Here is a 13,457-nt window from a genome sequence, read left to right as displayed (position 1 = left end):
GGGTATCGACGGTGATGACCCACTCATCGGAGGGCTCGGACTGGTTGCCGGCCGGGTCCTGGATGATCACGCTGATGCCGTGGTCGCCATCGCCCAGTTCGGTTTCCGGGGTGAACTCCCAGGTACCATCTTCGCCGACTTCGACTTCACCGATCTTGGTGCCGTTGTCGATGATGATGATGGTGTCGCCCGGATTGCCGTTGCCCTTGATGGTCGGGGTGGTGTCGTCGGTGACGCCGCCCTGTTCGATCGGGCCATGGGTGTCGCCTTGGTTGTCGATGATCTCGGCGATGGGGTTTTCTGGAAGCGCAGGCGGGGTGATATCGATCACCAGGTCCCAGGAATCAGAGGGTTCGGAAACGTTGCCGGCTTCATCGATCACGCGGGTAGTGAGGCTGTGCTCGCCTTCTTCCAGCGGATCCTTTGGCGTGAAGGACCAGTTGCCTTCCGCATCGGTGCGGGTTTCGCCGATCTTCTTGCCATTGTCGTAGATCTCGACCACGGCGTTCCCTTCGGTCTTGCCGGAGAGGGTGGGACGTTGGTCGTCGGTGCTTTCGCCGGGATTCAGTTGACCGGTTTTGACGCCCACGTCATCGAGGACACCGCCGATGGGCGATGCTTCGGGTGCAGTGGTGTCGACGATGAATTCGAACGGTTTCGAAGCCTCGCTGTCGCGGCCGTCGGCGCCACGCTCGACGAAGGTGATGCTGTGCTCACCTTCGGCCAGCGGTTCGCTGGGCGTGAACGACCAGGAGCCATCCTGGGCGACTTTGGTTTCGCCGATCTTCTTGCCGTTGTCGTAGATGCTGATGACGTTGCCGGGAACTTGCCCGGTACCAGCGAAGGTGGGGGTGGTGTCGTCGGTCTTGCTGCCGGATGGGATCACGCCCTGGATGGTGCCTTCGTTGTCGAGCACATACTTCAGGACCGGGGCGGGAGTGCTGGGCTCTGGTGCCGGATTTGTGGGGGCAGGCGCGGGTTTGCTGCCGCTGCTCTTGTTGCTGTTGACAGCGCCCACGCCGGCGCCGGCGCCGAGGGCGCCGCCGACGATCCAGGGCAGGAGGCCGAACGCCGTGCGATCCACGTCGCCTGCGACCATGTCGCCGCCCAGGACCAGCGCCGAAGACTCACCGTCCTGCAGGGCGAGGGCCCCTGCGAAGTCGTCGTCACCATTGGAAGATACGTACGCATAGTACTCGCCGCCCTCGGCCATGCCGACGAGCTCGCAGTTATACTCGAAGAAGTCCTCGATGATGACCGTGGGCTGGTCAAACGGCTCGCCTTCCAGGAAAACATGCAGGTTCTTACCTACTCGGCGAACGGTGATGTTCTCCGGTGCAAGACCTGTTTCCTTGTCCGCCAGGATGAACTTGCCATCGGGTGTGGCCTTGATTTTTGGGGCATTGCCCTTAATGCCTTTGACCAAAGGCAACTCCTGCCGGACTTCCTTGCCGTCCACTAGCAAGAGCTGAATTGTCTGCGTTGCCATATAGCGTTTTTCCCAATTTACTTTGAGCTTTTGACAGTGCGCATTCGCTTCAAGACTTCACGGATTCCGGGAAGCTGATGCTCTGCGCATGGATGACAGGCTCGAAGTGATTCGACTGATGAGTTCGGTGATTTCGAGCAGCAAGGCGTGGTGCCGCCGGAGACATTCCAGGTACACCCTTCCTTGGCTGCATATTTAACCGGCGCAGAAATATTCAATCTTTCTGACGGAGTCTGAATTGGGTGCCGCGGTTGGTAGTCGGGTACTAAAGTGGCGTGCAGGGGCGATCGGTGTCTCGAAAAGAGACGCTGGTAGGGCTGCGGAGTCGTTGGCGTCGTGGCCGGCCTGAGTCGGGAAGCGTGTTCACGCCAGGCCGGACTGGGTCACTGTTGCGTAAGGGCGGGAGATGAGGCCATGCCGGATTCGAAAGCGAACCGGAAAAGTTCGGCGTCGCGGCTGATGCCCAGCTTGCGCATGGCGCTGGCCTTCTGCGAGCTGATGGTCTGCTTGGTGCGGTGCAGTTGCTCGGCGATCTCGTTGATCGAGAGACCGGAGACATAGAGACGCACGACTTCGAACTCGCGCTTGGTTAGCGCCAGGTTCGAAGCGGGGTTCTGGGTAATCCCGGATCGTCCGAGGGCGACGTCATCGGAAGGGAAATAGTTTGAACCCGCGTAGACGGCATGGATCGCCGAAATCAGTTGGTTGGTGTGTTGGGTCTTGCCTAGCAGGGCATTGACCCCGAGTTTGGCCATTTCCTGAGTCAAGGCCGGGTTTTCCATGGTGGTAAAGACCACGATCTTCAGCTGCGGATAAGTTCGCCTCAGGTACGACAACAGTCCCATGCCGTCTCCATACTGTCCGCCGGGCATCACGTAGTCGGTAACCAGGACGTCGCAGGTATGGCTCTGCAGTATTTCGACCAGCGCGCCTGAGTCGGCGGCTGTGCCGAGGATTTCAAGGGTCGGGATGGCACTGAGTTCGTGCTTCAGGCCGGAAAGCAGTGCGGGATGGTCATCCGCGAGCAAGAGTCGGATTTTCATGAGGGAACGCCTACCGTCGGTAAAGACTCGTGCAGTCAATCTAGCTGAAGGCCGAACTCCGGAGAATCGGTCTTTGCAAGAAGGACTTGGCTGACACCCTCGCATACTGCCCCATGGGCCTTGGCGGGACAGGTTTCGGTGGTGCATGGGAAACCGGATCGAGTGCGCATGGTGGCATGTGTCGCTGGCCCAGCCTTGACGATTCAGGTCGTGAATGGGGCGGCGTTGTGTGATCGGCGTGCATACCTTGTGGTCGCACAATTCAGTCGAGATCGAAAACTGTCGACTTCACTGTGCAAGAGTCGTTCTAGTCCGAGTTTTTGCCGCCATCCAGTCGGACAAGTTTGCTATCGCTCCTGGGCGACTTTTCCGCCGAACTCCCCGACGCATAATCGAAGCTTTCTCATGAGGCGGGCCGCTGGGCGGTCCGTAAGCGCCCTGTGCCCACTCCCCAACTTCAGACCCTCAGTCGTTTCCGCCGCTATCAACGCTTGCTGGTATTTGGCGGCGGTACGCTCACGACGTCGATGGTCTTGCTGATGTTCATCATCGAGGCGCGAACGGCCTTGCTCGGACATCTTGAATCCCTGCGCCAGGCCTTCAATGCCGAGCAGGCGGTACTGCTCAAGGAGATCGATGCGCGTGAGGACTCCTTTCGGACCGCTCTCCTGGGGGCCGAGATCATCTGGCGAGATGGCGTGCCTTTCGATAAGTCCCATGCCCACCACTACCGCACTCAGGGCCGACAGTTGTTGCTGGAATCCTCTCCCGAACTTCGCCCCCAATGGGTATTTGGCACCGGCAACGAGTGGGTCGCCGAAGAGGACCTGGGACGATTTTTCAGCCTCGCCCTGCAGGTGGGGCGGGCGACCTCCGTGGACCGGCTGGTGAAGGGCGATGTGTCGTCCAGCTACTTCTACAGCTTGCGGCACAATATCGCGGGGATCATCCCCGCCCCCGATCAAGAGGTGCGAGAGCGTATCGCCGTTGAGCGGGATCGCTTCATGCACCTGCTGACGCGGGATGTGGACCAGCGCATTTTCTGGCCTGTATCGAAGGAAGTGTTCGCCGGACAAAAACCGCTTTACTGGCTGCCGCCCCACACCAACCCATACACCGGGCAAAGGGTGCTACGGATTGCCGGCCCTATACTGGATCGAGGCGCGCCGTTTGCGGCCTTGGTGATGGAGTATTCCCTGCCTCGGCTGTCGGAGTCATTCATGCCAGGCGTGGCGCGTGGTGCCTACACGATCCTGACGGAACGCGCTGAGATCATCAGCGCCACCGAGTCCGAGTATTCCCGGGTTGATGATCTCGATGAGGCGAGCCGCAAGGCGTTACTGCTGCAAGCCGAGCACGGGCGCGTGGAGCACTTCGAGGGTGGTGTGCTGTCTATCGCGGACACCCTAGGCGACACTGGCTGGTTGCTGGTGTTCCGGTATTCCTGGCGAGACTTCATCACTGTGATGGGATGGCCGGTGGGGCTGGAGGCCTTGATGGCTCTGGGAATCGTGGTGCTTATCTGGAGCTGCCTGCTCTACTTCAAGCTGCGAATCATCCGCCCCCTGATCAACCGCTCCCTGCAAGTCTTCGAGAGCGAACAGCTCAGCCGCACGCTGATCGAAACTGCGCCGGTCGGATTGGGGCTGCTGGATGCCAAAAATGCTGAGCCATTGCTGCAGAGCGCGGCGATGACGCAGTTGCAGGCGCGGGTCCGCCTTGGCGGACAGAGCCTTCCAGCAGTGCTTCTCGGTCACTTCCAGCGGTGCAAGGCGCCGCTGGTGCAACTGGACCTGAGCTTCGACACCCATGATGGTCTGACGGTGAGCCTGGCGGTGAGCATGGCGCCGGTGCGCTACAGGGCGCGCGACGCCCTGGTGGTGGCCTTCACCGACATAACCGAGAAGAAGCGCTTGGAGCAGCACTTGCTGGAGGCCCGGGATGCCGCCGACAAGGCCAACGCGGCGAAGTCGTCGTTCCTTGCGGCGATGAGCCATGAAATCCGCACACCGCTGAATGCGATCCTCGGCAATCTGGAGTTGCTGGCCCTTTCCGCCGAGGACTCCCAGCGCGATCGTCTGGAAACCATCCGCCGCTCCTCGGACAGCCTGATGGCCATCGTCAGCGACGTGCTCGATTTCTCCAAGATCGAGGCCGGTGAACTCAGTCTGGAGCACATCGAATTCGATGCCCTGGAAGTGGCTTCTGGCGCCTTGGCCATCTTCACGCCGATAGCCAAATCAAAGGGCCTCACGCTGTTTGGCGAACTGGGTGATACCGCCACTCAGCCGATGCTGGGCGATCCGACACGCCTTGGGCAGGTGCTCAACAATCTACTGTCGAATGCCATCAAGTTCACCGAGCGGGGACAGGTGACATTGCGCATGGCGGTGGACGCTTCCGGTCAGTTGCATATCGAGGTCGAGGATACCGGGATCGGCATGTCCGAAGCCCAGGTCCAGCAGGCGTTTCGTGCATTCAGCCAGACCGATGCCACCATCAACCGGCGTTATGGCGGTACGGGCTTGGGCCTGACCTTGTGCCAGCGCCTGGTCGAGGCCTTGGGAGGGGAGCTGTCAGTGCATAGCGTTCTGGGTAAGGGAAGTGCTTTCCGCTTTTCCATCCCGCTGGGCAACCCCACCGCTATGGTCGATTGCCCGGATTTCAACGGCCAATCCGTCCTGGTGCTGGCCGAGGCCCCTGCTTGCCGAGCGTATCTGGCGGGGTTGCTGCGTGGTTGGGGGTTAAAGGTGGAAACTTTTCAGCATCCTGCGCAGATCGGGGACGAGATCTTCGCCAGAAAACCCATTCTGGTTATTTGGGGGAGTCGTGAGACCTGGCACGTCGATGACGAGAACCGCCTGGTGGAGACTGCAGACTGGATCATCGATTGCAGTGCCGATGGGCCGGTCGAGCCCTTGGCATTTGGCCGACTACTGAGTGCTTCCACCTGCGGTCCCCGGGGGCTGGCCCGTGCCTTGCGTTTCATCCTGCAGGGCGAGCGCCTGCAGGAGAGCGGGGCGTCGCGTCCGACGTTGCCCGGCGAGCTGAGCGTGCTGGTGGCCGAAGACAACCCGGTGAACCGCCGTCTCTTCGAGGAGCAATTGCAGCTGTTGGGGTGCCGCGTATCGATGGTCGAGGATGGCGCGCAGGCGTTGGCCTGCCTGGAGCGAGCGTCGTTCGACGTCCTGCTGACCGACCTGTCCATGCCCGTACTGGATGGCTACGCGCTCGCCAGGCAGGCCCGCGAACGCTGGCCGCTGTTGCCGATAGTGGCGGCTACCGCTCACGTCACACCGCTGGAGCAGGAGCGCTGCCGGGCAGTCGGCATCGCGAGGGTGGTGACCAAGCCGCTTTCCCTGGCCGTGTTGGAGAGGGCGCTGCGTGAGGTGTGTGGGATGGTGGAGGGGGCAACGGCACCTGCGTCCTCGAGTGACGGCGGGTTGCTGGGGGGAAGGGATCTACCGTCCGATATGCTGCACACCTTCAGGCGATTCTGCATCAAGGCCTTTGCGCGGCTTCGTCAAGCGCTGGTTGAGGGGGACCAGGCTTCGCTTCTGCATGAACTGCACGCGCTGAAGGGCGCGCTGGGGGTGTATCGATACCCCGAGGCTTCCCGTCGGCTTGCAGAAATCGAGGTGCGGCTCAAGGCCGGTGAGTCTGCCGCGGCGGCCTGCCTAGAGGCCACTCTGGGAGCGCTGGAGGATGAACTGACGCAGAGCCAGGAAGATGTTCCTTGCCCCTAGAGAGGAGGGCGAGCAAGGGAGAAGTGATCATTCCAGCTATGGTGTTTGGGGAGCGTGATTGATTCAATCGCAATCATTTGATTTCTCGGGCTGGATCCCACCATGGCAACCCTTTCTCAGGATGACGTGCTCCAGCGACTACGTCGCCACCAGTACCTGATAGTCGGGGGCGGTGGTCTGTTGATCACCCTGGCTGTTCTGCTCACCTGCTTGCTGGAAATATGGGCCGTCACACGTGGTCACCTGGACAAGTTGCAGGACGAGGTTTCGCTCGATGCCCGTCAACTGGGGGACTTCAAGACGCGCATCACGGCGAATATGCGCAACAACGTGCAGAGCATCGAGCTGGCCCTCAGGGCCGCTGATTCTGTGGACACGCGATTGTTGAGGGAATTCCAGCTCGGCGACCATGCACTTCGTGTGCAGGCGACAGCGGATGCCCACCCACTCCTGGTGATGGGGGCGTCCACGGAAAACGCGCCGGAGGATGCCTGGCCCTACCTGCAGTTGGCCGCTCGCCTGTCGCCCCTGGTATCTATCACCCGGGAGCGAAGCACGGCTGAGCACAGCATCTATCTCTACAGCAACGACAAGCGTTACCTCCTGGTATCGGAGGTGCCGTGGCCGGGAGATGCCTGGCAGCGCGGACTCGTTTCCCAGCGAGGCCCCCTTCTTGAACGGCTCACCGTTGGGCTGGATCACGTCAAGGATGCGCCTGAGGCAACGGCACGGCGCTCGGAGGCGGAGCTCCATTGGCTTCCGCCCTACGAAAGCCCGTTGACCGGGAAATATGTCCTTCGGACAGCCACGCCCGTTCGTGATGCGACCGGTAAGGCGTTCGGCAACGTGGTGTATGAACTCCCGGTGGACAGCGTGAAGAGACAGCTGTCCGAGTCCGGTGTCAGTGCCGACTACATGATTTTCGATGGCGCCGGTCAGTTGATGGTCAGTTCATCTGGCTCACCGGAAACCGAACGGCTGGAGCTCGCCCGGAAGGCCCTGGACAATGGACTGGGGCGCGCTTACCGGCGTGACTACCAGGGGGGGCAGGTTCTCTACGGATGGGCGCTGGGGCAGAGCGGCTGGACGCTCGTGTACACCCTGGGCTGGCGTGAACTCGCCGACGGCCTGGGCCTGCAGCTCCTGGTGCCGATCCTGACGGCCGCCACCCTGATCCTGATCACCTGGGTATTCCTGCTCCTCATCAAGCGTCGTGTACTGGCGCCCGCGGTACGCCAGTCTCAGCGGGTGTTCGAGAGCGAACAGCTCAGCCGCACCCTGATTCAGACCGCACCGGTCGGGCTCGCCCTGCTCGTTGTGGAGAGCGGCGAGGTCTTGCTGCGCAGCCCGGCGATGCAGGTGATGCAGGATCGTGTAAGCGAGCAGGAGTGCTATCTTCCGGACCAACTCGCGCGTCGATACCGTCAGTACGTCGCCACGGTGTTGCCAGGTGCCCAACCCGAATCGCTGCACGAAGACCTGACCTTCGTTGCGCTCGACGGCGAGGTACTGAACCTTTCAGTCAGCATGGCGCCCGTCCGCTACCAGGATCGGGATGCACTCGTGGCCGCGTTCATCGACATCACCGACAAGAAGCGCCTGGAGCAGTCCTTGCTCGAGGCCAAGATCGCAGCTGACAGGGCCAACGCGGCGAAGTCATCGTTCCTGGCGGCGATGAGCCACGAGATTCGTACACCGCTCAATGCCATCCTCGGCAACCTGGAATTGCTGGCCCATTCTGCGCTCGACTTCCAGCGGGACCGCCTCGACACTATTCGCCGCTCTTCGGACAGCCTGCTGGCGATCGTCAGTGACGTGCTGGATTTCTCGAAGATCGAGGCGGGCGAACTGCGTCTGGAGCGCATCGAGTTCGATGTGCTCGACGTGGCCTCGCGCAGCCTTGCCATCTTCACGCCGACGGCCAGGGTCAAGGGCCTGATGCTTCACGGCGAACTGGGCGATACCGCCACCCAGCCGATGCTGGGCGATCCGACTCGCTTGGGGCAGGTGCTGAACAATCTCTTGTCCAATGCCATCAAGTTCACTGACCAAGGCCAGGTGACGCTGCGGATCCGCGTGGACACCGCGGCATCGCGAGTCGTGCTGGAAGTCGAAGACTCGGGCATCGGCATGTCCGAAATTCAGCTGCAACAGATTTTCCGTCCGTTCAGCCAGGCCGACGAGTCCATCAACCGGCGCTATGGTGGCACCGGGTTGGGCTTGACCCTGTGCCAGCGGCTGACTCAGGCCATGGGGGGAGAAATGTCGGTGCGCAGCGAAGCGGGGCAGGGCAGTCTGTTCCGCTTCTCCTTGCCATTGGAGCCGGGGCTCGCGCCAGGCGAGTGCCCGGTATTCGACGGTGAGCGAGTCCTGCTGCTGGCCGCGATGCCTGAACAGCGCGCTTACCTGGAGCGGGTATTGCTCACCTGGGGTCTTCAGCTGAAGGGCTACCAGCACCCGGCACAGCTGGACGAAGGGAGCTTGGCCACGGCCGATGCACTGGTGCTTTGGGGGGAACGCATGACCTGGTGCGCGGAGGATGAGAACCGCCTCGTGGAGCAGGCTGCTTGGGTTATCGACTGCAGTGCAGAGGGACCTCGCGAGCCGACGGCGGCAGGGCGGGTACTGAGTGCTTCGGTCCACGGATTGAAGGGCCTGGCTTGCGCCCTACAGCATGCGTTGCATGGCCAGCCGTTGCCGACTCGCGTAGCGCCGCAATGGGAGCTTCCCAAGCAATTGCGGGTTCTGGTGGCGGAAGACAATCCGGTGAACCGACGCCTGTTCGAGGAGCAGCTGCAATTGCTCGGCTGCGACCCGTTGATGGTGGAAGACGGCGAGCAGGCCCTGGCACAGCTGGAACGGGAGCGCTTCGACCTCCTGCTCACCGATCTGTCCATGCCGGGCCTGGACGGTTACGCCCTGGCCAGGCTGGCGCGTGAACGGTGGCCGCGAATGCCGGTGGTGGCCGCCACCGCTCACGTCACCCTGCGAGAGCGGGAGCGTTGCCAGGAGGCGGGCGTGGCGCAAGTCCTGACCAAGCCCCTGTCACTTGAGGCGCTGGCAAGGGCTCTGCGGGAAACCTGCGGTACGAACGGGGAGACGGACAACGGAATGAGCGTGCCGATCCCGCTAGCGGATCGGCCTCTCATGGCGCCGGTGAAGCCTGGCTGGCTGGGCGGGTTGGCCCTTCCACCCGATGTGCAGATCGCCTTCGAGAAGGCTTGTGCCGAATCCCATGGTGCGATCCGACAAGCGTTGTACAAGCGTGATGCCGAGGCGGTGCTTCGGGAGCTGCATTCGCTCAGAGGTGCTTTTGGTGTGTTCCAGCTGGAGCAGCTTGCTCAGCAGGCGGCTGAGCTGGACGAGCAGGTACGGCAGCTTGGCTGCCTGGGGGCGGCGGCTTCTATCGAATCGTTCTGCGAGACCCTGGAGTATGCGGTCCTGCGCGCACCGAAGGATGTCGAATCACTGATCGGCAGGTTGGTCGAGCTGGCGACGGCCGGTGCGGGCGGGCAGGTGGCCGGAGAGGTTCGGCACCTGTGCGAGGCGCTCCAGCGGATGGGGGGACGTTGAGGCGGGCACCGGGAAGCCTCCTGGCTTCCCGGTATGTCCAGCATGGAAAGGTAGGTGGCTGTCGCTCCACCTCCCGGTGGAGTGGTCTGCACAACTCACTCTTCCCTCTGAATCCGCGAAGAATCTAAAAAAAAGGGTTACTCAAATGAGTAACCCATGAAGGAGGGGGGTGAATGTCTACATCGTTCGCCGCTTCCCTTCTCAGACGAGAGAGGAAACGGTCGGTCGTTAGACCAGGCTCACGTTGATGTTCTGTTCAACGAGCAGCTCGGTGAGACCCGTGACATACATGTCATAGATTACACCGCCCTGTTCAACAGTCCCGGTCTCGACCCAAGACTCGTTCGGGCCAACCAGCAGTTGCAGACTGTTGGTATCGTCACCGTTGATTACTACCTGAGCCTTGCCATTGGCATTCAGATTGCTGGATTGCCCCAGTTCATCCAGTGCGCTGGCACTCAGTTTCAGGGTATTGCCATTTCCCTGGCCCAAGTCAATTTTCTCGATGCTGCTGATGCGATCGATCAGTGTGTCCATGTCCAGGGACATCTGTTTTGCATCGATGAGCAAGGTATCAATACCGTCGCCGCCGTTGATGGACGTGAAGGTCGTAGTGGCCAAGCCAATCACATCATCACCGCTGCCACCTCGTACCGAGGTCAGCGACTCATTGCTCAGCAAGATGCCCGAGCTGGACTCATCATCAAACAGCATCCACAGGTTGTTGTGGGCTTCTTCTGTGGTCGGTTCCATGTTGAACGCATCAGTGCTGACAGCATTCGACAACGTGGCCGAATGCTGCGGTACAAAGATTTCCAGGGTGTTGGCGGCATCGGTATACACATCATAAACCTTGCCATTTCCACCGCCATGGACACCGCTGTGTACCCATTTCTGCGTGCTGTTCTGCTTCAGCAGCTCAACCGAAGTTTGGCCGCTACCGTCTACCTGCAGCTGGACTTTGCCGCTGTCGGTGACCAGGCCGATTTTACCCAAACGCACGACATCACCTTGAGTGATCTGCAGAACGTTATTAGCGCTGCCAAGATCAAACTTCTCAATGCCGCGCAGTCGTTCACCCAGGACACCGATGTTCAGCACTTTGTCGCTGCCGGTCAGGATCAGGGTGTCGATACCCAGACCACCGTCAATGCGTGTAAAGAGGGTTGAGCTATCGACAGTGATTTTGCCGTTACTGTCAACGCGCTTCAGCGCTCGGGAATCAAGGGCAATTGTGTCATTGCCGCTGCCGCCATACACGACGTCATTCACACCAACGCCAGTGATGGTGTCGTTACCCATTCCGCCAGCAATACGGTCTACGGCGTTTTCACGACCGACGATTGCGTCATTGCCGCTGGTGAACTTGTGAGTCAGTTGCGCGGTTTCGCCATATTGAATCGTGTAGCTACCGGAGTTGACCTTGCCATTGGGGTCTGCCATCCAGGACGGAATAGCGATATCGGCAATGCCGTCGCCGTTCCAGTCGCCCATGGCATGGTTTGTCCCCATGCGATCGCCGTTGTTACCGCTCCACTTGACGGCTTTACCTTCTGCTACCAATTGATCGAGGTCGACAGTGGAGTTGAAGACACCGTCTTTCTGGCCAAACACCAGGTAAGAGGCGCCAGCGTTTCCTTTGCCGTCTACGGTTGCGTTCGGTGCGCCCACCAGGAAGTCATCGACGCCATCGCCGTTGAAGTCGAATCCACCCATGACACCATTGCCGAGCTGTGCATTACCCATGCCCTTGGCTTGCAGAATGAAGCCATCGCGCCCATTCAATTCGCCCAGGTTAATGTCGGACCAGTTCTGCACGTCGCCCTTTTTGCCAAAGACAACGTAGGCGCGACCAGGCGCGTTGCCATCCACGGCGGCGTCACCCCAGTCCGGAGAGCCGATGATGAAGTCAGCTACACCGTCGCCGTTGATATCACCCAATGTGGACACGGTATTCATGGTGCCATAACGGTGTCCGCCATGACCTTCGGCGGTATAGTCCAGGATGACATCACCAAGCAGCTCACCATATTCAGAACCATTCAGGCGAATGCCACGTTGTGCGTAGTTGTCAATTGTCCAGGTCTTGTCGAAACCGCCTTGCTGACCAAACAACAGGAATGCGCTACCGGCATATGTTTTGCCATCTGCGCTGCTGGCTATCGGATACGTCACGACGAAATCGTCAAGGCCGTCACCGTTGACATCGCCTACAGAGTTCAGGTGATCGCCAAAACTGGTATGGCCATCCAGTTTGTTTTCATTGATGACGCTGTACGAGCCCGACGGAAGTTCCGTGGAACCGTAGAAGTTCAGCTTGTCGCCTACCATGTCGATGTTTCGGCCACCGAAGATGGCCTGTGCATCCTTGTCACCATAGATGACGTAAACCTTGTTTTGATCCGAGTCGCTGATAATGGCATCGGCGTAGCCATCAGCGTTGACATCGGACCAGGCGATGTCTGCGGCAGTCCAGCCGGAGCCCCAGCCAATACGTGTGGCTTCGGTGGAGACTTTGGGATCGTATTTGGTTTGTAGTTGAATCGAGGCGGGGCCGTCGCCACGACCATAGATAATATGGGCGCCATCTTCAAAGTGCGAACCGATGATGATGTCGTCATAACCGTCGCCGTTGAAGTCACCGGCACCACGCGCGTGAATACCGGTGTTCTTGTAGTCGCCGAGGGTAAGTTTGGAGCCATCGATTTTGATGCCTTGATCCGCGGTCATCTTATCGATGCCCGCCTTGAACTCAGGCAGGCCGTTCTCGGTGCCATACACAATGTATGCGGCTGACTTGTACTTCTGCTCATTGCCATACTGGGTGGCCGGAGCGGTAACGATGAAGTCATCGATGCCATCGCCGTTGAAGTCGCCTGCGTTTGCAACTTCGTAGCCCAGACCGCCATAGGCAATGGCGCCGGCACCGCTGGACGTGCCTTCGACCGTCAGGGTGAAGGGCAGGGAGTCAACGCTCTCGGTTCCGGTGATGCTCACGTTTCTGGCTGTGAAGATATTCTTTCCAACATCCAGCGTGTGGTTAGCCTGCTGCAGGTCGAACGTCCAGGCTCCTGTGGCATTGGCCGTAGTTGCACCAATCTTAATGCCGTTCAGGTAGATGTGTACGATGCCATCAGGTTCCGCCTGACCTTTCAATTGAGGCTGAGTGTCGTCGGTTCTGGCGCCGCTCTTCAGCCAGCCCTGGTCAAGACCGACATCGTCATAGGCCTGCGTAATGCTGGGGGTGCCCACCGGAGCCGCCAGGTCAACGACGATGCTGAAGGTGTCCGAGGCTTCGCCGAGGTTACCTGCGCGGTCAACAATCACGGCGCGGTAGTTATAAGTATCACTGCCCAAGCCAGATAGCTGATATGTCCATGCACCGCCGTTGACATGGGCTTTACCAAGGTAGTGTTGACCTTCGTAAATATGAACTTCATCGCCCGACTGCAAGCCGGTAACACGACCTTGCAACAGGGGCGATGTATCGTCAGTGTCGGCGCTGATTGAAAATTGACCCACCCTGCCGATTGAAAAATGACCCAGGGCGGCTTGCCGATTTTCACCTCGGCAATTGTGGATAAGCCTAGCAGTCGACAAACCTGC

6 protein-coding genes are annotated in these 13,457 nt (G+C 60.1%); 2 read left to right on the top strand and 4 right to left on the bottom strand.

Going from position 1 to position 13,457, the window contains the following annotated elements; all coding sequences use genetic code 11:
* The 3 genes from FFS60_RS27720 to FFS60_RS28815 all read right to left on the bottom strand — a co-directional run.
* A partial coding sequence (locus FFS60_RS27720) for an Ig-like domain-containing protein (protein WP_256658170.1) occupies window positions 1–1,489 on the bottom strand: 1,489 nt, incomplete at its 3' end.
* Window positions 1,490–1,872: 383 nt separating this feature from the next.
* Window positions 1,873–2,532: a response regulator transcription factor gene (locus FFS60_RS27715; RefSeq protein ID WP_137823799.1), complete on the bottom strand. Its 660-nt coding sequence runs from the start codon at window positions 2,530–2,532 to the stop codon at window positions 1,873–1,875.
* A gap of 347 nt (window positions 2,533–2,879) precedes the next feature.
* Window positions 2,880–3,251 (bottom strand): hypothetical protein, encoded by a 372-nt coding sequence (locus FFS60_RS28815; protein ID WP_171016595.1) that lies wholly within the window; start codon window positions 3,249–3,251, stop codon window positions 2,880–2,882.
* A 156-nt stretch (window positions 3,252–3,407) separates the two neighbouring features.
* Here FFS60_RS28815 and FFS60_RS27710 point away from each other — a divergent pair, with 156 nt between their 5' ends.
* On the top strand, window positions 3,408–6,278 hold the full coding sequence (locus FFS60_RS27710; protein WP_171016594.1) for an ATP-binding protein: 2,871 nt from the start codon (window positions 3,408–3,410) through the stop codon (window positions 6,276–6,278).
* 102 nt (window positions 6,279–6,380) lie between these two features.
* On the top strand, window positions 6,381–9,851 hold the full coding sequence (locus FFS60_RS27705) for an ATP-binding protein (RefSeq protein ID WP_137823797.1): 3,471 nt from the start codon (window positions 6,381–6,383) through the stop codon (window positions 9,849–9,851).
* Window positions 9,852–10,079: 228 nt separating this feature from the next.
* Here the strand turns inward: FFS60_RS27705 and FFS60_RS27700 are convergent, their stop codons facing one another.
* Window positions 10,080–13,325, bottom strand: a complete 3,246-nt coding sequence (locus FFS60_RS27700) for an FG-GAP-like repeat-containing protein (protein WP_218570623.1) — start codon at window positions 13,323–13,325, stop codon at window positions 10,080–10,082.
* Window positions 13,326–13,457 lie beyond the last annotated feature (132 nt).

Origin of the sequence: Pseudomonas sp. D(2018) (genome assembly GCF_005502555.1) — a bacterium.
Lineage (GTDB): Bacteria > Pseudomonadota > Gammaproteobacteria > Pseudomonadales > Pseudomonadaceae > Metapseudomonas > Metapseudomonas resinovorans.
The sequence above is the reverse complement of the archived record's forward strand: the minus strand, read 5'-3'. Positions and strand labels throughout refer to the sequence as shown.